The 23,810-nt window shown below is 67.2% G+C and carries 24 protein-coding genes and 1 pseudogene; 5 read left to right on the plus strand and 20 right to left on the minus strand.

Features of this window, described 5'->3' with window-relative positions:
- The first annotated feature begins 109 nt into the window (after positions 1 to 109).
- A complete protein-coding gene (locus tag AS181_RS10280; RefSeq protein ID WP_058251503.1) occupies positions 110 to 394 on the plus strand; it encodes a GIY-YIG nuclease family protein in 285 nt (94 codons plus the stop codon).
- A gap of 240 nt (positions 395 to 634) precedes the next feature.
- Here AS181_RS10280 and AS181_RS10285 read toward each other — a convergent pair whose 3' ends face one another.
- From AS181_RS10285 to AS181_RS10310, 6 genes are all read right to left on the minus strand, one after another.
- Positions 635 to 1,003 carry a Rieske (2Fe-2S) protein gene (locus tag AS181_RS10285; protein ID WP_058251504.1) on the minus strand — a complete coding sequence of 123 codons (369 nt, stop codon included), beginning with the start codon at positions 1,001 to 1,003 and terminating at the stop codon, positions 635 to 637.
- Entirely contained in the window at positions 1,000 to 3,507 is a 2,508-nt protein-coding gene (nirB, locus tag AS181_RS10290; RefSeq protein WP_058251505.1) for a nitrite reductase large subunit NirB, read from the minus strand. Before nirB ends, AS181_RS10285 begins: the two co-directional genes overlap by 4 nt.
- On the minus strand, positions 3,507 to 3,854 hold the full coding sequence (locus tag AS181_RS10295; protein ID WP_058251669.1) for a hypothetical protein: 348 nt from the start codon (positions 3,852 to 3,854) through the stop codon (positions 3,507 to 3,509). The genes nirB and AS181_RS10295 overlap by 1 nt, the downstream gene beginning before the upstream one ends.
- 115 nt (positions 3,855 to 3,969) lie before the next feature.
- Positions 3,970 to 4,320: a DUF2834 domain-containing protein gene (locus tag AS181_RS10300; protein WP_058251506.1), complete on the minus strand. Its 351-nt coding sequence runs from the start codon at positions 4,318 to 4,320 to the stop codon at positions 3,970 to 3,972.
- 79 nt (positions 4,321 to 4,399) lie between these two features.
- Entirely contained in the window at positions 4,400 to 6,019 is a 1,620-nt protein-coding gene (locus AS181_RS10305) for an FAD-dependent oxidoreductase (RefSeq protein WP_058251507.1), read from the minus strand.
- Positions 6,019 to 6,942, minus strand: a complete 924-nt coding sequence (locus AS181_RS10310; protein WP_004020056.1) for an AurF N-oxygenase family protein — start codon at positions 6,940 to 6,942, stop codon at positions 6,019 to 6,021. Before AS181_RS10310 ends, AS181_RS10305 begins: the two co-directional genes overlap by 1 nt.
- Before the next feature lie 193 nt (positions 6,943 to 7,135).
- Here AS181_RS10310 and AS181_RS10315 point away from each other — a divergent pair, with 193 nt between their 5' ends.
- Entirely contained in the window at positions 7,136 to 7,906 is a 771-nt protein-coding gene (locus AS181_RS10315; RefSeq protein ID WP_058251508.1) for an SDR family oxidoreductase, read from the plus strand.
- 125 nt (positions 7,907 to 8,031) lie between these two features.
- Positions 8,032 to 8,955 carry a type IV toxin-antitoxin system AbiEi family antitoxin domain-containing protein gene (locus AS181_RS10320; protein ID WP_058251509.1) on the plus strand — a complete coding sequence of 308 codons (924 nt, stop codon included), beginning with the start codon at positions 8,032 to 8,034 and terminating at the stop codon, positions 8,953 to 8,955.
- Between the two features lie 82 nt (positions 8,956 to 9,037).
- On the opposite strand, the pseudogene AS181_RS10325 reads toward AS181_RS10320, so the two are convergent.
- From AS181_RS10325 to AS181_RS10340, 4 genes and pseudogenes are all read right to left on the minus strand, one after another.
- A pseudogene (locus tag AS181_RS10325) lies at positions 9,038 to 9,646 on the minus strand (trimeric intracellular cation channel family protein).
- 118 nt (positions 9,647 to 9,764) lie between these two features.
- Complete coding sequence (rpmF, locus tag AS181_RS10330; protein ID WP_004020060.1) at positions 9,765 to 9,938, minus strand: 50S ribosomal protein L32; 174 nt, start codon at positions 9,936 to 9,938, stop codon at positions 9,765 to 9,767.
- A 180-nt stretch (positions 9,939 to 10,118) separates the two neighbouring features.
- Positions 10,119 to 11,069 carry a DUF4190 domain-containing protein gene (locus AS181_RS25140; protein WP_058251510.1) on the minus strand — a complete coding sequence of 317 codons (951 nt, stop codon included), beginning with the start codon at positions 11,067 to 11,069 and terminating at the stop codon, positions 10,119 to 10,121.
- Positions 11,070 to 11,220: 151 nt separating this feature from the next.
- Positions 11,221 to 11,955 carry a DUF4190 domain-containing protein gene (locus AS181_RS10340; RefSeq protein ID WP_058251511.1) on the minus strand — a complete coding sequence of 245 codons (735 nt, stop codon included), beginning with the start codon at positions 11,953 to 11,955 and terminating at the stop codon, positions 11,221 to 11,223.
- 61 nt (positions 11,956 to 12,016) lie between these two features.
- Between AS181_RS10340 and AS181_RS10345 the strand changes: the two genes are divergently transcribed.
- Positions 12,017 to 12,952 carry an AEC family transporter gene (locus AS181_RS10345; protein WP_058251512.1) on the plus strand — a complete coding sequence of 312 codons (936 nt, stop codon included), beginning with the start codon at positions 12,017 to 12,019 and terminating at the stop codon, positions 12,950 to 12,952.
- Between the two features lie 6 nt (positions 12,953 to 12,958).
- Here AS181_RS10345 and AS181_RS10350 read toward each other — a convergent pair whose 3' ends face one another.
- Positions 12,959 to 13,597 (minus strand): DUF1707 SHOCT-like domain-containing protein, encoded by a 639-nt coding sequence (locus AS181_RS10350; protein ID WP_175404315.1) that lies wholly within the window; start codon positions 13,595 to 13,597, stop codon positions 12,959 to 12,961.
- A gap of 193 nt (positions 13,598 to 13,790) precedes the next feature.
- Between AS181_RS10350 and AS181_RS10355 the strand changes: the two genes are divergently transcribed.
- Positions 13,791 to 14,489, plus strand: coding sequence for a hypothetical protein (locus tag AS181_RS10355; RefSeq protein WP_058251513.1), 699 nt, complete (start codon positions 13,791 to 13,793; stop codon positions 14,487 to 14,489).
- A 60-nt stretch (positions 14,490 to 14,549) separates the two neighbouring features.
- On the opposite strand, the gene AS181_RS10360 is transcribed toward AS181_RS10355, so the two are convergent.
- The 9 genes from AS181_RS10360 to AS181_RS10405 form a co-directional block, all read right to left on the minus strand.
- Positions 14,550 to 16,553, minus strand: coding sequence for a VWA domain-containing protein (locus tag AS181_RS10360; RefSeq protein WP_058251514.1), 2,004 nt, complete (start codon positions 16,551 to 16,553; stop codon positions 14,550 to 14,552).
- Positions 16,554 to 16,574: 21 nt separating this feature from the next.
- Positions 16,575 to 18,053 (minus strand): sigma 54-interacting transcriptional regulator, encoded by a 1,479-nt coding sequence (locus AS181_RS10365; protein ID WP_058251515.1) that lies wholly within the window; start codon positions 18,051 to 18,053, stop codon positions 16,575 to 16,577.
- Positions 18,022 to 18,630: a hypothetical protein gene (locus AS181_RS10370; RefSeq protein ID WP_058251671.1), complete on the minus strand. Its 609-nt coding sequence runs from the start codon at positions 18,628 to 18,630 to the stop codon at positions 18,022 to 18,024. The genes AS181_RS10365 and AS181_RS10370 overlap by 32 nt, the downstream gene beginning before the upstream one ends.
- An 11-nt stretch (positions 18,631 to 18,641) precedes the next feature.
- Complete coding sequence (locus tag AS181_RS10375; protein WP_058251516.1) at positions 18,642 to 19,136, minus strand: SRPBCC domain-containing protein; 495 nt, start codon at positions 19,134 to 19,136, stop codon at positions 18,642 to 18,644.
- Positions 19,133 to 19,528 (minus strand): ArsR/SmtB family transcription factor, encoded by a 396-nt coding sequence (locus AS181_RS10380; RefSeq protein WP_058251517.1) that lies wholly within the window; start codon positions 19,526 to 19,528, stop codon positions 19,133 to 19,135. Before AS181_RS10380 ends, AS181_RS10375 begins: the two co-directional genes overlap by 4 nt.
- A gap of 183 nt (positions 19,529 to 19,711) precedes the next feature.
- Complete coding sequence (locus tag AS181_RS10385) at positions 19,712 to 20,617, minus strand: TauD/TfdA dioxygenase family protein (RefSeq protein ID WP_058251518.1); 906 nt, start codon at positions 20,615 to 20,617, stop codon at positions 19,712 to 19,714.
- 335 nt (positions 20,618 to 20,952) lie between these two features.
- Complete coding sequence (locus AS181_RS10395; RefSeq protein ID WP_058251520.1) at positions 20,953 to 21,795, minus strand: ABC transporter ATP-binding protein; 843 nt, start codon at positions 21,793 to 21,795, stop codon at positions 20,953 to 20,955.
- The gene (locus tag AS181_RS10400; RefSeq protein WP_091344334.1) at positions 21,776 to 22,849 is read right to left on the minus strand and encodes a taurine ABC transporter substrate-binding protein; all 1,074 of its coding nucleotides are present in this window, start codon (positions 22,847 to 22,849) and stop codon (positions 21,776 to 21,778) included. Before AS181_RS10400 ends, AS181_RS10395 begins: the two co-directional genes overlap by 20 nt.
- A gap of 5 nt (positions 22,850 to 22,854) precedes the next feature.
- Complete coding sequence (locus AS181_RS10405) at positions 22,855 to 23,721, minus strand: ABC transporter permease (protein ID WP_058251521.1); 867 nt, start codon at positions 23,719 to 23,721, stop codon at positions 22,855 to 22,857.
- Positions 23,722 to 23,810: the final 89 nt, after the last annotated feature.

A 23,810-nucleotide genomic window follows, 5' to 3' on the forward strand; every position in this document is an offset into this window, starting at 1 on the left:
CGAAGGGCACCGCAAGTCGGAGTACACAGGCGACGCGAGCTGCCGCGAACTCTCCACAGGCAGGGGTACATACGTTCCTCGGGCTGCCAGAATCTTCGACGATACTGCGATGGCATGGGTATACATCCTCGAGTGCGCGGACGGGAAGTACTACGTCGGAAGCACGCGAAACCTCGACAATCGGTTACGCCAACACAGCTCGGCGCAGGTTGGTTTCACTGCTCACCGCCAGCCGGTGAGGCTGGCGTGGTCGGTTGAACTGTCACTGGACGACGCCTACGCGATCGAGCGACGAATTCACGGCTGGTCTCGTGCGAAGAAGAAGGCACTGATCGACGGCGATATCGATCTACTGCGCGCCCGGGCAGGGCGCAGGGGCGGTCGACCACGCTGACATTGACACGAGGCTTTGTGAACAAACGTGCAGGAGGACTTCCAGTGCCGTCACCAGCCCTCCGTGGCTCGTAGCGATCGCTCCTCACAGATCAGGGTCTCCGGCCTGACGGCCGTCGTGGGCCACGAAAGACCACTCCTGGGCGCCTGAACCCATGTTCCTGAGGTGCGAGCGAAGCGAGCCACGAAGGGCTCCGCAACGCGTCTCACCAGGCCCTTCGTGGCTCGTCGCTATCGCTCCTCACACCTCAGGGAGCATTCGTTTGTCACTAACGCCCGCAGGAGCACCCAACCAGACGACGATGTCCCCGTCTCGGTCCTCGACGCGGTAGACGCCGATGGAGTCGATACCGTCCGAGGTGCATCGGCCATCGGCCAGTTCGAAGGCGTACTGGTGCAACGGACAGACGACCTTGCCCAGATCGAACTGGCCGTCGGCGAGCGGTCCCCCGCGGTGCGGGCAGACGGCGTCGGTGGCGCGCAAGGTCCCGTCGGTCAGGCGGAACACCGCGATCTGCCTGTCTTGCATCGCATATGCTCGACTCTCGCCGACCTGCAGGTCGTCCAGTTGCCCCACGACGACGCCGGCGTCCGCCGACACACTGGTCATCGGACCGGCACCCGGGGCAGCGGCAGCAGCGGAAGCGCCGAGGTGAACTGCGCGGGCGATTTGGGTTCGGCGCGGTCCAGCCAGGGATCGACGTAGGCCTCGACCGCGGCGTCGATCCCCTCCTGCAACCCGGCGACCAGTCCGTCACGGTCGTCGACGATGATCGCGCGGAGTTCCTCGATGCCGATGCGCGGTACGAACGCGTACGTCCGCTCCAGCCACTTGCCCTGCTCGCGGTAGTACTGGATGAAGATGCCGCACAACCGGATCACCTCGTCGGCCGAATCCACGGTGGCCAGCAGGTCGCCCTTGCGGATGTGCGCGCCCGCGGCGCCACCGACGTAAATCTCCCACTTGCCGTCACCGATCGCGACCACGCCGAAGTCCTTGCACAGGGCCTCGGCGCAGTTGCGCGGGCACCCGGTCACCGCGAGCTTGAGCTTCGCCGGTGACTCCAGACCCTGGTAGCGCGTCTCGATGTCGATGCCGAGCTGCGTCGAGTCGCCGAGACCGAAACGGCAATAGTCGGTGCCGACACAGGTTTTGACCGTCCGGAAGCTCTTGCCGTACGCGTACCCCGACGGCATGCCGAGATCTTCCCAGACCTTCGGCAGGTCTTCCTTCTTCACGCCGAGCAGATCGAGTCGCTGCCCACCGGTCGCCTTGATCATCGGGATCGAGTACTTCTCCGCGACGTCGGCGATCTTGCGCAACTGCTCGGGTGAGGTCACCCCGCCCTTCATCTGCGGCACCACCGAGAAGGTACCGTCACGCTGGATGTTCGCGTGCACTCGGTCATTGACGAACAGTGCACCGGGTTCGCGCTTCCACGCCGAACCCCAGATGATCCGTAACAGTGAGGCGAGCGGCATCTTCGCCGTCGCGTCCTCGCCGTCGGGTGCGAGTTTGTCGAACACCTCGCTGACCGACCGCAGGTCCTGCCGTCGGATGGCGTCTATCAGTTCGGGTTTCGTCAGCGGGATGGCCGGGACGTACCAATCGGCGGACGCGTCGGCGGTGAGCTCGTCCCCCGCTGCGAGTTCGACGATGTCGGCGACGAGCCCCTTGCAGGAACCACATCCCTTGCCGGCGCGGGTCTTCGCGCACACCTCGCCGACGCTCGTGCACCCCGACGCCACGCAGGCCACGATGTCGCCCTTGGTGACCCCGTTGCAGTTGCACACCTGCACGTCGTCGGCGAGCTCGGCCGCCCCGGTCTCGGCGCTGGGGGTGCCCAGGTCGAACAGCATCGAGATGCGTTCGTCGGGAAGCGGTACCTTGTCGTCGAAGGCCTGCGTGAGGAAGTTGACCTTCGAGATGTCGCCCAGCAGCATCGCTCCGATGAGCTTGTTGTCACGGACCACGACGCTCTTGTAGACGCCGTTGCGTGGTTCGTAGAACTGGACGAATTCGTCGTCCTCGCGTTCCGGTCCCTTGACCCCCATGGCCGCGACGTCGACACCGGCGACCTTCAGCTTGGTGGTCAGTCGCGAACCGTGGTATTCGGCAGCCGGATTCGCGCCGGTGAGGACGTCGGCGAGCACGACCGCCTGCTCCCACAGCGGTGCGACGAGACCGTACACCTCGCTGCGGTGCTGCGCGCACTCCCCGACCGCGTAGATGAAGGCCTCGTCCTCGCAACGCATCTGGTCGTCGACGACGATGCCGCGCTCGACGACCAGACCTGCGCCGCGGGCGATCTCGACGTTGGGACGGATGCCGGCCGTCACCACGATCATGTCGGCGGGCAGCGAATCCCCGTCGGTGAAACCGACTCCCGCGACGGTCCCGTCGTCGTTGCGCAACACCGCCGTCGTCCGCTTGCCGGTGTGGACACCGACCCCCAGCGCCTCGATCTGGTTGCGCAGCACCTTGCCACCGCGCTCGTCGAGTTGCTGGTTCATCAGGTGCCCGGGCGAATGCACGACGTCGACGGCCACACCCTGGGTTTGCAGTCCGTACGCGGCTTCGAGTCCGAGCAACCCGCCGCCGATCACCACCGCGCGCACGTTGTCGCGCGACGCGGCCATCTGCAGCATGCCGTTCGTGTCCTCGATGGTGCGGAAGCCGAACACGCCGCGTGCGAGCCTGCCGTCGGACTCGCGAAGTCCGTCCATGTTGGGGAAGAACGTGTGGGACCCGGTCGCGATGATCAGCACGTCGAATTCGATGATCCGCCCGCTCGCGCAGCTCACCGTCTTGGCGAACCGGTCGATCGACTCGGCGCGATCACCGGAGTAAAGCGTGACGTCGTTCTCGCGGTACCACGCCATCGGGTTGAGCATCAGGTCGTCGTCGTCGACCGCGGTCTCCCCGGCCAGCACATGGCTGAGCATGATCCGGTTGTAGTTTCCGTACGGCTCGTCGCCGATCATGGTGATGGCGAACTGTTCCCGGCCGCCGCGGGAGATGATCTCCTCCACGGTGCGCGCGCCGGCCATGCCGTTGCCGACCACGACCAGCCGACGCGTGGGAACCGGTGGCGTCAGGTGCTCGTCGCCCATCAGAAGATGACCATCCCGAAGTCGACGACGACCTCACCGCTCGTGCCCTTCGGCGCGGCGAGGAGGAGCTCCAGGGTGGTGTCGGGTTCCACGTCTTCGACGACCCGCAACGGCACGTTGACCGACGACCTCGCGCCCATCGGGAACATCCGCATCGGCGTGCCGTCGCGAACCAGGGTCACGCAGATGAGTTCGTCGGAGCTGTTGCCGCCGCGAAAGTACAACGGCTGAGCAGTCATCCCGGGCGGGACGACGAAGGTCAGCGACGCATCGATCGGCCCCGGCTTCGACAGGCCCGAACCGGAAAACGCGTAGACACCCTGCAGGAATTGTGGAGTGCTCGACATTCCGCCACTATCCGCGAGGCGCATGAAATGCGACTTGCCTCGGTGTTACGGCGACGTTGTCTGGTTCTCACCGGCCCGGCCCGCCCGCGAGAGCGCCACCGAGCGCGCGGTTCCGCTACCGCGAACCCAGCGCACGCTCCCGGGCGAGGAAGAAGAACGGGATCGCGGTGGCGATGCCGACGCCGAAGGTCAGCACGACCGACGCCAGCCACCACGGCAGGATGCGCAGGCGGCGGGCCTCCGCGAGAGCCCACACATGGAAGCCGATGACGACGAACGTCAGGTCGACCATCGCGAACCGTCCGGGCGTCGTCTTCAGGATGTCCCCCACGAAGAAGTCCTTGACCGACCCCGGCCCGTTCTGTCGTACGTAGGGGATCGCGATGGCGTTCTGCGTGACCAGCGCGGACAGGAAGACGACGAACAACGATCGCTCTCGCCACTTCTGGTAGGAATCGGTGGTCATCAGGCCCTCCTCGACGTGTCGGAACCTCGATGGTGGCACGGCAGAGCGGCACCCCGGCCCGAAACCGGAGCGGTGGCCGTCAGGTCCGACGCCATCCCGCGGCGCCCACCATCTCGGCGACCTGGGTGAACTTCACACGGGGCCGGCCCTGTTCGAGGCCGCGACGCCGTTCGCGACGGTCGATGGCCCGCATCCCGCGGTAGCCGATCACCGTCCGGACGCGTGCGCGCACCAACGCACCGAAGGCTCCGGGCTCGCGTTCGGTCCGGGGCAGCCGGCCTGCCGCGGCGTCGGCGATGAAGTCCTCGACAGTCCGCGTCGCACACATCTTGTTGGCGCCGATGCCGCCGCTGGGTCCGCGCTTGGCCCAGCCGAGCACATATCCGCCCGGCACGATCGCACCTGTCTCGTCGACGAGGCGACCGTCGACGTTGCTGAAGACGCCGCGCGCGTCGTCGAAGGTGAGGCCGGGGATCGGGGTGGAGCGATAGCCGATCGAGCGCACCACGAGATCGGTGGCGACGTGGTGGCGCCCCTCCCCCGTGCGCACCGTGATCGACTCGACCTGCGAATCACCGGTGATCTCTTCGGGACTGCTGTGGAACAGGAACACGATCCGACGGCGCTTCGGGTCGGCGGGTTGACGGAACCGGGCGAGATCGGCACCTTCGGCGTCCTCGATCACCTCGACCTCGACGCCCGGGATCTCCGACAGCGCACGGTATTCGGCCGCGGTGTAGGCTGCGGACGCCTGGTCACGACGGCCCAGCAGCACCACTTCGTGTACGTTCTGCTCGGCGAGCAGCTCGAGCGCCCGGTCGGCGATGTCGGTGGTGGCCAACAAGTCCGGCGGGGACACGAGGATTCGCGCAACATCGAGGGCCACGTTGCCCGTACCGACCACAACCGCACGACCCGTCGCCGGGTCGTCGGCGGTTCCGCGGCGCAGCGGTGGCCCGGCATCGACACCGGGCACGCCGTTGTACCAGGCGACGAGATCGGTGGCCGACGTCGAACCCGGAAGGTCCTCGCCCGGGATACCCAGGCGCCGTGACTCACTGGCACCGACCGCGTAGAACACCGCGTCGAAATGCTCCGCGAGTTCGGCCGGGGTGATCTGGTCGGCGCCGTCCCCGATGGTCACGTTGGTCAGCATCGTGACGCGCGGGTCGCGGTAAAGCAGGTCGAACCCGCGGAGCACGCCCTTGGTGCCCGGGTGGTCCGGGGCGACGCCGGCGCGCACGAGCCCACCGGGAGTGGGGAGTTTGTCGATGACGGTGACCTGCGCCTCGGTGCGGTCGAGCAGCGTGCGCAGGGCGTAACCGCCGGAGGGACCCGTTCCGACCAGCGCGACCCGAAGTCCCGCAGGCAGTTTCGGCACCTCGGGATAGGTGATCGACGACGCGGAGTCGTCACCGATGGGCGCCCAGCCCGAGCGAACCTCCGGGTTGTTCTTGTAGTAGTCCGCGTTGATGTCGATGAAGACCTTGTCCCGGGTGCCGAGTTTGTCCGCCGGGTAGATGGCGTCGACGGGGCAGGCATCGGCGCATGCGCCGCAGTCGATGCACGCCTCGGGGTCGATGTGCAGGATGTCGGAGCTGCCGAAGCCGCGCTCCTCCGGTGTCGGATGGATGCAGTTGACCGGGCACACGGCCACGCATGCTGCGTCACTGCAACACGATTGGGTGATGACGAACATCAGAGCATGTGCGCTTTCCGGTAGTACCGCATGGCGGGCTTGGTCAGGAGTCCGACCTCGTCGAGGAATTCCATGAGGTGCGCGCAGCTGCTGCGGATCATCGAGTGGAAGTGCGAGTTGCTGCGCATCTCCCGGACCGCGCGGTCGACGTCGAGCCCGGCGTCGGCAAAGGCCTTGGGCTGCACCAGACTCGTCACGATGAAGTAGGCGCCGACGGCGACCGCGAACGCACTGAACTGGCGGCGCGCCCAGCTGACGCCCTCCAGCGAGTCACGCACCTCTTCGCGCGCGAACTTCATGTGGCGCGATTCCTCCAGCACATGGATCTCGTTGACCGTGCGGATGAAGTCGAGCACGCGGTCGTCGCGCATGCAGCCGCGCTGGAAGACGTCCAGGACCTCCTCGGCGACCAGGATGCCGGCGTAGGCGACCTCGTTCTTCGCGGTCTGCATGAAGATCTTGCCGAGGCGCGAGACCTTCTTCGACGGATGGTAGGAGGCGCCGACCATCTTTTCCGACGCCTTGGCGAACATCAACGAGTGTCGGCACTCGTCGGCGACCTCGGTGAGCGCGAACTGGAATTCCGAACCGTGGTAGTCGCCGAGGTACTGGTCGCGGATGACCATCTCCTGCAGGATCATCTCGAACCAGATCCCGATGTTCATGATCGAGGCGAACTCGTGGCGCGTCACCGAGATCCGCTGTTCCTCGGTGAGCTCGTCCCAGTACGCGGTCCCGTACAGCGACGACCATTCCGGACTGCACCCGTACTTGGTGGGGTCCATCGGCTTCGACCAGTCGATCTCGGTCATCGCGTTGCGCGACAGCCGGGCGGCCGACGCCAACAGCCGTGCCGAGACCTCCTCGGTGCCCTGGTCCCGGAGACTGATGACATTCTCGGATCGTTCCATCGCGGCGGTCATGGAGAACTCACTTCCCGGTCGTCGTCGATCGTGACAATGATCGATGTAATGACAATGCGTGTTGTCAAGATAGCACCGCCGTGTGACCGAGTAAACGAATCGACGAATATACTCACCGGTAAGTTCAGCGCCGAGGATCGTCCTCGCAGGTCAGCGGCGTCGAAGCCGTCCGTTCAGTTGCAAGGAGTCCTCCATGCCCTCCATCTTCATCACCGGCGGCGCTGCCGGAATCGGTCTCGCCACCGCGGAGCGTTTCGGCCGCGACGGGTGGACAGTCGGCGTCTACGACGTCGATGCCGACGCGCTGGCGAAGGTGAAGGCCGACCATCCCGACTTCATCACCGGCACCCTCGACGTCCGCGAGCCGGAGCAGTGGGCCGAAGCTCTCGCCGAGTTCACCTCGTACACCGGCGGCACACTCGACGTCCTCGACAACAATGCCGGCATCCTCCACGAGGGCCAGATCGACCACATCACGCCAGACCAGATCAAGCGGCAGATCGACATCGACGCCCTCGGCGTCGCGCTCGGCGCCCAGGCCGCATACCCGTACCTGAAGAAGACGCCGGGCGCGCACCTGGTGAACATCGGATCGGCGTCGGCGATCTACGGCCAGCCCGGCATCGCGGTCTACTCGGCGACCAAGTTCTTCGTCGCGGGCCTGACCGAGGCGCTCGAACTGGAATGGGAGCACGACGACATCCGCGTCGTCAGCATCTGGCCCCCGTGGGCGAAGACCGCCCTCGCCACCGGCGGCGCCAAGTCGACGAAGACCCTGGGCATCCGGATCACTCCCGAACAGGTCGCCGAGAAGATCTGGGAGTCGGTGCACCCGACCCGTCAGGACAAACTGCTGCACCGCACCAGCTACTCCGTCGGCGCGCAGACCCTGTTCCTGCAGAACGCCGCCAAGTTCATCCCGAACTTCCTGAACCGGGCAGTCAACAAGTACATCGCGCAGTAACCCCACCACCCGCAAACCCACCCCTTTTGCGTGAACCCACCACTCTCGAACCAGGTGGGTCTACGGAGAAGGGGTGGGTTTGTCGGAAGGTGGGTCCGGACGGCGCATTCGTGCGTCTGATTCGTATGGACCTACCCACCGACCCGCATGGCCTGATTCTCCGCAAAGAAACCGCCGGCACCCACATCAGTGATGAACAGTTGCAGCACATGGTCGGCAACAAGACCCTCGTGCGGCTCTGGCCGGGCGCGTTGGCCGACTTCACCGCGGTCAGCGAACTCCAGGCAGTCGAGAAGCACCGCTTGACCGTCATTGCTGCGGCAAGGGCTGGACGACCCGGTCGGATCTTCAGTCACACTTCGTCAGCTGCCATGCACAGGCTGCCGATGCTGTGGCCCGACCTGTCGCAGGTCCATGTGACGTCGCCGAAAGTCGGAAAACGGGCCAAGCACATCGTCAGACATCAGGCCACCGTCAAGCCGCAGGACATCGACGTCATCGACGGGGTCACGGTGACATCCATCGAGCGCACGGCATGTGATGTCGCCCGACTGGGAACCAACCGGCAGGCCCTCGCGGTGCTCGACGCCGCGCTTCGACGTGACGCCGATCCGGACCGAATGAGACAGATCCTCGACTCGTGCCGAGGATTCAAGGGGGTCGAGATGCTCCGCCGCGCGCTGGCACACGCGAACGCATCGTCGGAGAGCATCGGCGAATCCCTCAGTCGCGCAGTCATGCTCGAGTTCCCCGACCTGCCGATACCACGACAGCAGGTCAAGATCTTCGACGACCACGGCGTGTTCATCGCTCGCGTCGACTTCCTGCTGGCGAACAGGGTGATAGGCGAATTCGACGGCATGATCAAGTACAGCGGCGGCCTCGGCGACGAGCCCGCGTGGCAGACGGTGGTCGAAGAGAAGGCGCGTGAGGACCGGCTGCGCGCGCAGGGGTACACCGTCGTGCGGTGGACATGGCCGGACCTCGCCGACAAGGCGCGCTTCTACGCGCAGATCAAGAAAGCACTTCGACTCGGCGGCGTCGAGTGATCCGTAAACCCACCCCTTTTCCGTAGATCCACCGCGCTCGGACCGGGTGGGTTCACGGAGAAAGGGTGGGTTTGCGGCAAGGTCAGCGTCGTGCGGTCGGGAGCCGCAGCGCGAACCGAAGGCTCACCAGGCGCAGCGCGGTCGCGAAGACAGATCCGACGACGAGCCAGATCCAGTGTGCCGCCGAGGTGTACGTCGCGCCGACCGCGACGATGGCGGCACCGAGTACCGCGGGTACGGCGTAGAGGTCGGCGGGTGTGAGGAGGAGCGGGATCTCGTTCGAGATCATGTCGCGGAGCACGCCGCCACCCACCGCGGTGAGGAGCCCGACGGTCGTCGCGGCGAACGGGCTCGCCCCGACGTCGAGGGCGATGCTCGCACCCGTGGCCGCGAAGAGCCCCATCCCGAATGCGTCGAGCACGAGTATCGACCGGTGCAGTGCCGTGAAGGCGGGATGGAAGAAGAAGACGACGAGGCCGGCGACAGTTGCGGTGACGATGGGACCCCACCCGCTGATCGACGCGGGCGGGGTGATCCCCAGCAGGACGTCGCGCAATACGCCGCCGCCGACCCCGGTGAGCACGCCGACGGTGATGATCCCTCACATGTCGAAGTCCTTGCGGACCCCGAGCATCGCCCCCGACGCCGCGAACACCGCGATACCCGCGAAGTTGAGCACGTCGAACACCACGAGATCACCTCAATATCCAGGGACAGGCCAGTCGGTCAGCACGCGAATGACCGCCCCGGGCGAGCCAGGGGCGGTCATCGGTATGACAGTGCGGCGCCGGTACGGCGACCGAACGAGGCTAGCGACGATCCAGGTCGATGAGACCGGCGCGAGCCGCCTTGACCAGGCGACGCGGAATCCGCACGGGGACGCCGTTCACCTTCTCTTCTTGCAGTGCGGGGTTTTCCGCCTTCCACTGCGAACGACGGCTACGGGTGTTCGCCCGCGACATCCGGCGCTTCGGTACAGCCATGGTTGAGCCCTTCTCCTACTGTGGTCTGCGTGGCCGGTGGTGACGCCTGGCATCACTGGATCGGCCCCATCAGTGCACCCCTCGACCCGGCGCGGCCGCGGCACACAACCCGACCAGACTACCTGGCGAGGACGCCCGATTCCAAAATGGCCGATCCGCACGCGCCCGGGGTCGCCTACTTCAGAGGTAGCCCCACGGCGATCGGAGGTCGGTCAACGCGATGGCCACCCAGTATGCAACCCACACGACGATGATGAACGCCCCGATGATGACCGCGGTGAGCGCCACCCCATCACCGGTCTGCCTGCCACCCGACGCCGCGATCTGTCTCCGCGCGACGATGCCGAGCACCAGCCCGACGATGCCGCCGACCCCGACGCACAGGAGACCCAGCAGTGAGGCCGCCAGGGCGGCCACGGCCAGTTTGTTGGTCGACGGGCCATCGGCGTCGACGGGCCGGCCGCCTGCGGGGCGGGAGTCGGCGGAGGCCGATTCCGCGGATCGGGCATCACCGAGCGTGGCGAACGGTTGCCCGGACCGACCCGGGGGCGGACCCTGCGGAGGCTGACCGTACCCCGGCGGGGGTCCATATCCCGGCCGGCCGGGTCCGGGTTGCCCCTGACCCGGCGGTCCGTAACCCTGCGGCTGTCCGTATCCCTGCTGTCCGTATCCCTGCTGTCCGTATCCCTGCTGCTGACCGAAGCCCGGCCGGGGAGGTGGTGGGGCTTGTCCCGGTGGCGGTCCCGCCGGGGACCGCGTCGAGATCACGCGCGTGGCGTCGTAACCGGACGGGGCCGGGCCACCCGGACCCGGGTCCCCGGGGCCACTGGGCGCGGGTGGCGGCGGAACCGGCTGTGCAGCGGACGGATTCGACGGTCCACCGGTGCGGATGACCCGGGTGACACCGTCGGCCGGACTGTGCGACTCGGGAATCTCCGTGTCATCCGGTCCGGTCCCGGGTGTCGAGGTCACCGGCACCGAGTCCGGCACCTCGTCGGGGACCGCCGCCTTCTGGGTCGGTTCCCACGGCGACGGGTCGGTTGCCGAGGTGTCCGAAGGTGGGCCGGACGGTGGGGATTGCGGTGCCTGGGCCGGATCCGTCGGATCGCTACCCCCGGTCGGAGTGGTCATCGGATGCCTTTCACAAGCTGTGCCGCAGCGGGACAACGCGGGGAGATGCGTGCACGACCAACCGGCCGTGCATCACGCACAGCTTAGTGAGAAAGGGCTCCGAACTGGGCCGGAGTCGATGAACACGACCCCGGATCGGCCCGAAATTCGTTCAGTAGTAGTAGGTGGAGGAGCTCGTGTCGCCGGCGACGATCAGGACGATGAACAGAACGGTCCACACCACGCCACCGACGATGGCGAGCGCGCCGGTGATGATCCCCGCCAGGCCCATCCCCGAACCACTCTGCGTGCCACCGGACTGTTCGATGTCACGTCGCGCCATGAACCCCAGCACGACGGCCGCGATGCCGACCGGTATCGACAGGAAGAACGAGAAGAACAAGCAGGCGATCAGCGAGACGACGCCGACGATGCCACAGATCAAGGCCGCGATCGCCTTGCCGTTGGTCTTCTGCGGCGGCGCGTATCCGTAACCGCCGCCGTAGGGTGCCGCGCCGTAGGGGTTCTGCGACCCGTACGCGCCGCCGTACGCCGGCGCCTGGTAGGGATCGTTGACCTGACCGTAGGACCCACCCGGCGGCTGTGCGTAGGGATCCTGGCTCGGCGTCCCGTAGCCCTGGTTGCCGGCCGGCGATCCGTACGGACTCTGGCCGTACTGCTCCTGACCATACGGGTTCTGCCCGTAGACGTTCTGGCCGTAGGGGTCCGACGACGGACCCGGCTGGTAGGTCTGGCCGTACTCGGTCGGCGCGTACTCGGGTGCGGCACCCTGGCCCTGGTCACCCTTGGAGAGGTTGGGACCCGAGTTGCCCGAGGACCCCGAGCTCGGCACCGTACCCCAGTCGTCCTGGCCCTGGCCCGAGCCCTGTCCCGGTGGATAACTCACGCACAACCCCCATGTAGATCCGACACGATGTGTTCACCAGCCTAACGATTAGACTCAACCGGTGTCTGGCGTCATCTCCGGCTTCACGGTGATCTTCATTGTAGTCGGGGTGGGATATCTCCTCGGGCGCACGCGTGTCATCGGCGACCACGCCCACGAAGTCCTTTCCCGCCTGGTGTTCTTCGTCTTCACACCGGCGCTGCTGTTCCACTCCATGGTCACCTCCGATCTGTCGGTTGTCTTCTCGTCGACGCTGGTGATCGCGGGCGGCAGCGCGTTTCTGATCGGTGCGCTGTACGTCGTCGTCGCCAAACTGTGGTTTCGACGCGCGGTTCCCGAACTCGTGATCGGCGGCCTGTCGTCGTCGTATGTCAACAGCGTCAATCTGGGTCTTCCGATCGCGATCTTCGTTCTCGACGACGCGTCGTTCATCGCGCCGCTGCTGCTGTTCCAGATCCTGATCTACTCACCGATCGCGTTGCTCGCGCTGGATCTCACCGCGCTGGACCGGGATTCGGGAAGATCGCTGCTGCGGGACTCGCTCGTCGCGCCGATCACCAATCCGATCGTCGTCGGCGGACTCGCCGGTCTGTCGGTCTCGCTGATCGGCTGGAGCCCGCCCGCGGCCGTGATGTCCCCGGTGAAGATGCTCGGTGACGCCTCCGTGCCGGCGGCGCTGCTGGCATTCGGCCTGTCGCTCACCGGCGTCGCGGTGTTCAAGAAGGGTGCGAGCCCCCGCCGCGACATCGCACTGGCAAGCGTGCTGAAGATGATCGTCATGCCGCTGGCCGTCTACGCCATCGCCCGTTGGGGATTCGGGCAGACCGGTGAGGCGTTGTTCGCGCAGGTGATCATCGCGGCGTTGCCGACCGCGCAGAATGTCCTGGTGTACGCGACCCGTTACCGGCGCGGCCAGATCCTCGCCCGGGACACGGCACTGATCACGACGCTCACGTCGATACCCACCATCATGATCATCGCCCTGCTGCTCGCCTGAACTTCCTCAGTCGTCGGGCTCCTCCCGGGGCACGTACTTGACGTCGACGCCGCCCATCAGCGCCAGTCCGGTCACCCGTACCACTGGCGCGCCGGGCCGGGACGCCTTTCGCGACCGGCCGCTGAATCCGCCCATGATGCCCAGTCCCCCGATCTCGACGGTCACTCCGTCGGGCATCTTGATCTCGACCCCGCCCATGATCGCCACGCACTGGACCGTCAGCACCGGCGCGGTGAACTCCACCTCGCGAAGGTCCAGTTCGACCCCGCCCATGATGGCGGTGGCGGTGAGTTGATCGGCGACCACCGCCGTCCCGGACAGCTCGCTCCCGGACATGATGGCCAACCGGTGGCGGACGGCCGTGTCCGCGCTGCCGCCCGTCACCCGCGGGCCCGGAGACAGGCTGGCCGCAGGCATCGCGACGCCGAGTTGTGCCACCGGGAGGTCGTCGGTCAGGGCGTCGAGGTCACCAAAGGTCTTCGCGAGGACCGCTTTTCCGGCCCGCTCCTCGTACTCGACCGGGGACAGGCTGCCGTGCGCCATGGCGGCGGAGAGGATCTCGTGGACCAGTTCGCGGTCCGCATCCGCGGCGCGGAGTCGGGCACGCCGGTCGTCGGGCATCGGTGAATCGCCGGGTTGGGTCACGTCTGGAAACCCTAGTTGCCCGAGTCCGGCACGACCACCCTGATCTTTCCCCGGAGACGACCCCGAGGAGTCGTCGGGCCGGTACCTCGCATCGACGACCCCTCTGGCCAACTGCCCGACGAAAGACCCGGCCGAGCGGCATAATTCAACGAGTCCGGGCGGGACGGCCGACCGGCGTACATCGGAGGCGAAGATGAGCCAGCCCTACGATCCCGGGCAGCCCGGCGACGGCCGACCGGGACCGACGCCCTCGGGTTACCAGTCGCCGTACGGCCAATCGCATCCCCAGCAGCCGCCCTACCCGGACAGCGGGTACGCGCCGTCGGGCGGCTTCGGACAACCCGCCGCGTACGGCGGGTATCCACCGCCCCCTCCCCCGCGCAAGGACCGCGCCGGGATGCGACGGTGGGGCAAGATCCTGACCCTGCTCGGTGTGCTGATCCTGGTCCTGTCGGTCACCGTCGGGGTGGTCATGGCGATCGCCGGTATCGGGAACGTGGCCGACAAGGCGTTCGAGGTCAACCCCACCGCCGAGCAGTACTACGACGCCGGTGACGAGTTCCAGTTGTTCAGCAGCAGCAGCACGAACGGCGTACCCGCCTGCGAGATCACCGGTCCCGCTGCGCTGGCGTCGGGTACGAACTCGACGACCGAGTTCACCTTCGACGGTTCCGGGGTCGAATCGTTCGATTCGTTCGAGGTCGTGGAATCCGGCACCTACTCGTTCCAGTGCGATTCGCCGGCCGTCGTCGCATCCATCGACGCGTCCGGCATCCTCCGCGGCGTCGGCGGCGTGCTGCTGGCCGTTGTCGGCGGCGGTTTCGGCGGCCTGCTCGCACTGGTGGGCATCGTGCTCTGGATCATCGCCGGCCGAAAGCCGAAGACCGTCTGACATTCTCGCGCCGACACATTCGCGCCGACGTCGCCGCGGCGCTCATCGACGGGGCGTCGATCAGCCGCGCCGACGCCCCTTCCGGGCCCGCAGATAGTCGCCGACCACGGCGGCACCGAGACCGTCGACGTCCGGCGCCACCACGCGTCCGCCGATCCGGCGGGCGATCTGATCCATGAAGTGGGCCAGCCCGGGATCCTCGCCGAGACGGAAGAACGTGACCTGGGCGCCGATTCGCGCGACATGGTCGAGTTCCCGAACCGTCAGCGCGATGGTCTGCGGGTGCGGCGGATAGAAGAAGAACGGTTCCCCACTCGGATCGAGATGCGCGGTCGGCTCTCCGTCGGTGACCACCAGGACCACCGGCTGCGCATTCGGGAACCGCCGGAGGTGCCGCTGGGCGAGCAACAGTGCGTGATGCAGGTTGGTCCCCTGCTCCATCCGCGGTTGCAGACCGGTGAGCTCGGCGATGTCGATCGACCGCGCGTATCTTCCGAACGCGATGAGGTGGAGTTCGTCGCTGCGGAAGCGCGTGGAGATCAGATGATTCAGGGCGATCGCGGTGCGCTTCATCGGCGTCCACCGGCCCTCCATCTCCATCGAGAAGGACGTGTCCACGAGCAGGACCACCGCTGCCTGCGTACGGCTCTCGGTCTCCGAGACCTCGACGTCGCGGACGTCGATACGCACTCCCGATCGCGCCATCTCCGACGTCGCGAGCGACGGTTCGTGTGTCTCGGACACGGTGCGCAGCACCGCATTCGACACGGTCCGGGTGACGTCCCAGGGGTCGGTGTCGCCGAATTCCCACTCCCGGGAAGCGCCGGTAGGCTCGCCGAGCAGTCCGGTCTGGCGGGTCTGGCGATCGCCCCGGCGGCCCGACAGCTGCTCGGCGATGTCGCGGAAGATCGACTGACCGAGCTGGCGCATCGCTTTCGGACTCAGCCGGAGCTGACCGTCTGCGGTGCGGTCGAAGAAGCCTTGCTCGGACAGCGCCTTCTCGAGCTCGGCCAGCATTCTCGCGTCGACCGCCGCGTCGTCGCCGAGCTGCCGGGCGAGCGCGTCGAGATCGATGTCGTCCATCTGCGCGCCGGCATACTGCTGTGACAGCTGCTCGGAGAGCGCCTCGAGTTCGGAGATGTCGCGTAGTGCCGCGGCCCCCTCGCCCAGTCCCATCGGCTGGTCGCCGGAGAACGACTGCGCGTCGTCCCAGTCCAGACCCGGTCGAGCCGCCCGGAGCTGCGAATCCATCTGCGCCAGTTGGTTCATGAGGTCCGGCGACCCGAACGCCTGCTGCGCCAGCTGGTCGAGCTCGGCGCGCTGCTCAGGGGTCAGCGAGTTGTAGAACTGTTGGGCCGCGGCCGCGCGCTGGGCGAGGGAATCGATGAGTTCCTCGGTGTTGCGCGGGTTCTCCGGGAAGAACTCACCGTGCTTGGCCATGAACTCGTCGAATGCCTCGGTGGTGTCCTCGCCCCGGTTGTGCGCGGCGAGGAGCTCGTTGAGGTCGCCGAGCATCTCCGAGATCCGTTGCCGATCCTGCTCGTTCGCCCCCTCGAGCGCTTCCTTCATGCCGGCGAAGCGCTGGTCGAGCAACTCCCGGCCGAGCAGGTCCTTGATCTTGTCGTAGTCCTCACGCGCCTGCGGACTGCGCCAGTTGTACTCCGACAGCTCTTCGACGGCCTGGGCGGTCGACGGCGGCAGACTTCCGATCTGCATCTCGGCGAAGCGGGCGTCGTCGTCGAGATCGCGGGCGAGTTGCTTGCGCTCCTCGAGTACCGCACGGTCGAGGAGTTCACGGATCTCGGCGAAGGTGCCGTCGAGGTTGCGCTTCTTCAGCAGTTCCTGCCGGCGACGGTTGATCTGCTCGCGCAACTTGTCGAGTCCGCGCATGTTCGGTGTCCCGCGACGCAGCATCTCTCGGAGCGCCCGCTGCGGCGACGCGCCGGCCATGACATCGTCGCCGATCGTCTCCAACGCCTCGCGCAGATCGACCGGCGGCGCGAGCGGATCGGGTCCGCCGCTGTACCGCTGGTAGCGCGAACGGTGGAAGCTCTTGCGCGCCATGTGTTCTCCCTAGTCTTCCACTTAGCCGTAGATGGTCTGCCCGGTCTCGTCGGCCTCCTTGCCGATCCGACGGGCGAGGAAGAGTCCCTCGAGCGCGAGCTCGACCGCACTGGCACGCTCCCCGTCCGAGTCCGCTTCGAGGCGCTCGGCGATCTGGTCGAGAACGCCGGACGTGGTGTCCGGCGACGGGATGGAACCCAGCAGGTCGTCGGCACGCACCCGGTCGCCGGTGACCACCGGCTCGCCGTTCTCGAGGGCGGCGACGAGCGGCGCCATGTCGACGCCGCCGAGGTGGGCACGCACCGCGTCGGCGATGGACTTGCGCATCAGGTGCTCGAGGATCTCGAGTTCCCGGCCCTCTTCGCCGGACTCGAACTCGATCTTGCCGCGCAGCACCTCGATCACCGACTCGAGATCGACCACGCGTGCCACCGCCTGGTCCTCGCCCGTCACCGTCGCCCGGTGAAGCGCCGCGGCCGCAACGGTTTCGGCACCGGCGATGGAGAAGCGGGCGGAGACTCCCGATCGCTGGTCGATCGACGGGTGGTCACGGGCGTAGCGGGTGAACCGCGCCAGGATCTCGGTGATGAAGGTCGGGACACTGGCGGTCAGATCCGCCTCCTGCTCGATCACCGACACCTCGTCGTCGAGCTCGAGCGGGTAGTGCGTCCGGATCTCGGCGCCGAAGCGGTCCTTGAGCGGGGTGATGATCCGGCCGCGGTTGGTGTAGTCCTCGGGGTTGGCACTGGCCATCACCAGGACGTCGAGCGGCAGTCGCAGGGTGTACCCGCGGACCTGGATGTCGCGCTCCTCCATCACGTTCAGCATCGACACCTGGATGCGCTCGGCGAGGTCGGGCAGCTCGTTGATGGCCACGATGCCGCGGTGCGAGCGCGGGATGAGCCCGAAGTGGATCGTCTCCGGGTCGCCGAGGCTGCGACCCTCGGCGACCTTCATCGGGTCGATGTCACCGACGAGGTCGGCCACGGAGGTGTCCGGCGTGGCCAGCTTCTCGCTGTAGCGCTGCGAACGGTGACGCCACTCGATCGGCAGATCGTCGAGCAGGTTGGCGGCCTTCCGAATCGACCCGGGGGTGATGGGTTCGTAGGGATGCTCGGCCAGCTCGGAACCCGCGATGACCGGCGTCCACTCGTCGAGGAGCCCGACGAGGGTGCGCAGGATGCGGGTCTTGCCCTGGCCGCGCTCGCCGAGCATGACGACGTCGTGGCCGGCGATCAGGGCCCGTTCCAACTGCGGGATGACCGTCGCCTCGAAGCCCACGATGCCCGGCCAGGGGTCGCGCCCCTCGCGGAGTGCGGACAGGAGGTTGTTGCGGATCTCGTCGCGCACACTGCGCTGCACGTGACCGCTGGCACGCAGTTCACCCAGGGTTCGGGGTGACGGATGCCGGGTTTCGGTCGACTGGGAGCCATGCGTGGTGAAGTTGTCGTCTGGCACCTCATCGAGGCTACTCCGCGTTGTCGAGCGCGTGCTCGTCATCGCTCCTCGTCGCCGGCGTCCACCGCGGGTCCCGGCCGATGAATCCCATGAGGCGACTCACCGGGTCGGCATCGGCGTCCACCTCGACCTTCGGACCGTACTGACCCGAACTGCGGAGGATGTCGTCGATGGACGCCATGCCCTCGAGCAGTTGTCCGGCGAATCCGGGGTCGAGGTCGGGGGTGACGCCCTGGGATCGGGCGAGATCCCACGTGTGCATGTACACGTCGGCGGTGTAGAACCGGTCGATTGCCTCGACGAGTCGATGCTCGCCCGCCATCGGGTGGGTGAACGTGTCCTCGGCGGTCGGTCCGTCGAGGAGTGCCTGCACCGAGGCGGCGTGCTGTGACCACGCCCCGGCCGGGTCGTCGGCGACAGCGGGTCCCGCGGGCAGGGCCACCCCACCGGCGGCGAGGAAGCCGGTGAACCAGTCGACGAGGTGGGCCACGACGTCGCGTGCCACCCACCCGTCGACCGGCGTCGGCACCTCCCAGTCGCGGACGTCGGCGATGGCCTCCGCGAAGTCGGAGGCCACCTCTCGGTGACGCGACGATGCATCCAGTTCCGGCAGGGTCACGCCGGACACGATCAGATCTCGCCCTCGGTGAGCATGCGGTCGAGTGCGGCGTATCCCTCGTTCACGCCGACCTCCATGCCCGAGGCGAGCCAACCGTCGCGCGCTTCGAAGCTGTCGCACAGCGATTGGGCGTGGAGCCGCGTCGTGCCGTCGCCCAGATCCTCGAACCACAGGGTCTCCAGCGACACCGCATCGGGCATGCCGAGGAAGGTGAACGTCTGCACGATCTTGTCTTCGCCCACGGTGTGGAAGCACCCGCGGAATCCGAACTCCTGCCCCTCGTGGGTGGAGACATAGCTCCAGCTGCCGCCGTCGCGGACGTCCCACTCGATGACCCGGCTGCTGATCGCGTCCGGCCCGACCCACCGGACGAAGAGTTCGGGGTCGGTGTGGGCCTTCATCAGCTGCGCGGGCGTCCCGCGGAAGTCGCGGGTGATCCGGATCAGCGGCACCTCCTGATCGGCTTCGATGGCGGCCTCGGGATAGCGGGTCTGGGTTGCGGTCATGACACCTTTCCTTCCTTGTGGAGTGGTTGTTCGACCTCGGGGTCCGACACCGTCGGATGCTGGGCCTCGGGGCCGTCGTTCATCTCGGCGAGCAACGCGTCGAGGCGCTGGTAGCGCTCCTCCGCCCGCTTCCGGTACCGCTCGATCCATTTGGTCATGAGGTCGAACACCTCTGCTTCCAGATGGACCGGACGGGTTTGGGCCTCCCGGGTTCGGGTCACCAGGCCGGCGTCCTGCAGCACCTTCAGGTGCTTCGAGACGGCCTGGATGCTGACGTCGTACGGTTCGGCGAGTTGGCTGACCGTCGCATCCGAGACCGCCAGCCGCGCAACCATGTCGCGCCGCGTCGGGTCCGCGAGTGCGGCGAACACCTTGGACAACTCGTCTGCCATCCGACCTCACCTCCTCAACCGTTTGGTTGAATACGATTGTGCGCCGGATCGTCGATCCTTGTCAACCCCTCGGTTGAATAAGCTGGTCCCGGCTCGTGTACGACGCACTGAGTGGCATACGAGAACTCCCACCGCCGGCCGGGTGGCCGATGGTGGGAGTTCGGGATCGTCGGGACGTCGCGGTCAGGCAGGTCCGATGGGCGCCTCGCCGCGCAGGGTGATCCGGTGCATCACCCGGCGGGCGTCGCCGTAGTCGCGGTTCGCGTAGTGCAGCGTGTTCCGGTTGTCCCAGAGGACGAGATCGCCGAGACGCCAACGGTGCCGGACGATGTGTTCGGGCTTGGTGAGGTGTGCGTAGAGCAGGTCCAGGATGCCGCGGCTCTCCGCCTCGGAGACGCCGTCGATGTGCGACGTGAAACCGGGATTGACGAACAACGACTTCCGGCCCGTCTCGGGATGGATGCGCACCACCGGATGGGTGACCGGCACCAGCTCGGTGACCTCCTCACCGTCCCAGGTGTTGCCGCGGCCGTTGCGTCGTTGCTTGAGGTAGTAACCGAATTCGCGGTTGCCGTCGTGTACCGCGCTGAGTCCGTCGATCATCCGCCGAACCGGTTCCGACAGCGACTGGTACGCGAGCTCGGCGTCCGCCCAGTTGGTGTCACCGCCGTTGCGCGGCAACACAACCGGACGCAGGATCGAGCCCATCGGCGGACGCGGCATGAAGGTGACATCGGTGTGCCACACGTCGGCGAAGCCGTTGTCGGCGCTGTCGAGCGAGTAGACCTCGCCGGGGACGTCGCCGCTGTTCCACACCGGATGCCCGAAGGTCAGGTCTCCCAGCCGGTTTCCGAACCGGATGTGCGCCTCGTCGTCGAGGTGCTGATCGCGCAGGACGATGACCTTGTAGTCGATCAGCGCCCGGCGCAACGCGGACACCTGTGCGTCGGTGGCGGATGCGACATCGACGCCGCGGATCTCGGCACCGAAACTCGGGCCGAACTCGTCGATGTCGAATTCGACTCCGCCGGAGATGGTTCCGGCGTCAGGACGGTGCGTGGTGGCGACGGGGTGAGAGGTGGTGGTCATGAGGATTGTTCTCCAGGTCGATGAAGGCGGGGGTCGGAGCGGGGTGCGCCGGCGGCGAACCGTGGTGCGATCCGTCCGCCCAGTTCATCGAGTGGAGGGTGCCCTGGTGTGCGCTGATCGAGCCGAACGCGCCTCGCGCATTTCCGCTGGTTGAGCCGGCGAGGAGCGGAGCCGCCGGGCCGAGCAAGCGACGAAGGAGCGCGTCGAGGTCGACGAGCCGAGTCGAAGCCACTGCTGTGGCGGACGACGCTGGAACGGAGGACACCCCCACTTTCTAACCGGACGCCGCGCCACCGCACAGGGTTGAGCCCACGCTGAGGAAAAGGCCCGGCCGCTCATGCGACCGCGGCATCCTTCACCTCAGCATCTTTCACGGCGGCCTCCTTCACCGCGGCACCGATCTCGGCGCGCAGGGCGGCGTATTCGGGTGAACCGCGTAGTTCGTCGGGTTCGACGCCGGTGCGCGGCAACGTCGAGGTGAGGTCAAGTGCGACCTGTCCCGGTCGTTTGGTGAGCACGATGATCCGACTTCCCAGGAACGCTGCCTCGTCGGCGCTGTGGGTGACGAAGACGTTGGTGCGTCCGCTGTCCGCGCTCACCGCCCGCACATCCTCCTGCAACCGTTCCCGCGTGAGGGCATCCAGCGCCGCGAACGGCTCGTCGAGCAGCAGCAACGGCGTATCGGCCGCCAGCGCACGGGCGATGGCCACCCGCTGCTGTTGCCCGCCGGAGATCTCCCAGATGCGCCGGCCGGCGGTGTCGTCCAGACCGACGCGTTCGAGGAGTTCGGCGCGGCGTGCCACCCGTTCGGATTTGGGGACCTTCGCGTACTTGAGCGCGAGATCGACGTTGCCGCCCACCGTCTTCCACGGGAACAGGCGCGGTTGCTGGAAGACGACCCCGGAGGTCACCCCGGGCACCGGGGCGCCTCCCGACACCTCCACCCTCCCCACCGTCGCGGGTTCGAACCCGGCGATGAGTCGCAGGAGGGTGGACTTGCCGCATCCGGACGCACCCACCAGCACCAGGAACTCGCCCGGCGGGACGTCCAGGTCAACCGGGCCGACCGCGGGCACGGCGTCCGCACCTGTCCCGTACCTCTGGGACACGTTGTGCAGACGGATCGAGCCGCGTCGCCCCTCGGGTCGGTCCGGCGGACTACTGCTGTTCGAGGACACCCGGCAATCCCTCTGTGTAGATGGCCTCGCGGAAGGTCTCGATCGGCGGTGCGGCCGGGATCTGCTGCTGCTCGGCGAGGAACACCGCCGCGCTGTGTAGGTTCTCGGAGAGATTGCCCGGGTTGCCCTGGGTACCGAGCCACGTCGGACTGGTCAGCTCCGCGACGGTGAGGAAGGTGCCCTGCTTCAACTGGTTGGCCGCATCCTCCGGGGTCGTGCCCAGCTGTGCGGCGACGGCGTCGGCAGCGGCCTGCGGGTCGTCCTTGATGAGGGTGAGTGCGCGGGCCTGGACCTGCCGCCAGGTGTTCACGACCTCCGGGTTCGCCGTCGCGAATTCACTGGAGACCACACCGAGGTCGAGCGTGGGCTTGCCCGCGGTGGCCAACTGCCGGCTGGCGATGAGAGTCGTTCCGTCCTGGCGCAATTCGTCGAGCGTGGGCAGCCAGGTGTAGACCGCGTCGACGTCGCCGCGCTGCCAGGCCGCCAGCGAGGCCTGCGGCTGCAGATCGATCAGGTTCACGTCCTTCGGGTTCACGCCGGCCTGGTCCAACGCGGCGAGCAGGCTGTAATGGGCGGTGGACGCGAACGCTGTCGCGACCCGCTTGCCCTTGAGATCGGCGACTGTCTCGATGCCGGTTCCGTTGCGCGCGACAAGGGCCTCGTTGTCGCCGGCGACGTCGAGCACGAAGGCCACCTGGTACGGGATGTTCAGCGGCGCGGACAGTCCACGGGCCACCGGGCTGGAGCCGATGGCGGCGAAGTCGACCTCCTTGGCGACGAACGCGGTGTTGATGTCGGCACCGGAGTCGAACTTGGTCCACTTGATGTTGTAGTCCGGCAGCGCTTCTTCGAGCCACCCGTTGTTCTTGACGATCAGGTCGCCGCTCGGGAACGACTGGTAGGCGAGCCGGATCGTCGGCTTGCTGCCGTCCCCGGAGTTGTCGACCGAGCAACCGGCGAGCACCAACGCCACTGCGGCGATCATCCCGAGCACCGCACCGAAGCGCGACCGGCGCAGCCGGTACGAACCGGACCCCTTGCGTGTGATTGTCATGTCTTTCAGGCCTTTCCGCGCCACGGCACCACTCGGTGCTCGACTGTTCGTAGGAGCCCGTCGATGATCAGTCCGGACAGACCGATGGCGATGATGCCGACCAGGACGACGGGGGTGTTGTTGTAGTTGCTGGCGTCCTTGACCACGCCACCGATTCCGGGGATGCCGTTGAACAGCTCGGCCGCGACCACGGAGGAATACGCGATGCCGACCGAAAGCCTTACGCCGGTGAAGGTCTCGGGCAGCGCCGACGGTACGACGACATCGCGGATCACCTCGGACCGCGAGGCCCCGAGCGCGCGCGCCGCCTCGATGAGACTCACCGGCGCGGCACTGACGGCGGCGGTGGTCGCCACCGCCGCGGGCGGTAGCGCGGCCAATGCCAGCAGCGTGATCTTCGGCGCTTCGTCGATGCCGAGCCAGATGACCAACAGGAAGAAGTAGGCCAGCGGCGGTAGAGCGCGCAGGAACGTGAGCCACGGTTCGAGCAGGCGTCGGAACCACCCCACCGTTCCCATCGCCAGACCGAGCAGCACGCCGAGGATCACGCCGATCGCCACACCTGCGAAGACCCGGCGCAGCGTCATGTATAGGTGTTCCCACCAGTAATAGTCGGCATAGCCGCGGACTCCGTCGTGCGTCGTGGACATGTCGACAAAGGCCTGCCACACGGTGCCCAGGCGCGGCACGAAGGTCTCACTCCAGATCCCGCTGACGGCGACGACCTGCCACACGGCGGCGAACAGCACCACCGAGAGCAACGGGAGTCCCACCCGGGTCAACAGCGATCGCGCGCGAGACGAACCGCCGGGCGACGTGCGCTCCGCCCCACCACCCGCTTCGTCCGGGGTGATGTCCACAAACAAGGTCACCGTGCATGTCTAGACATCGCGAACCCCGGCGACCAGAGTTTTCCTCTCCGAGAGGAAAACTCCTGTCGGATGCATACGGATCCGGCGCG

This window comes from Gordonia sp. SGD-V-85 (assembly GCF_001456905.1).
GTDB classification, from domain to species: Bacteria; Actinomycetota; Actinomycetes; order Mycobacteriales; family Mycobacteriaceae; genus Gordonia; species Gordonia hongkongensis.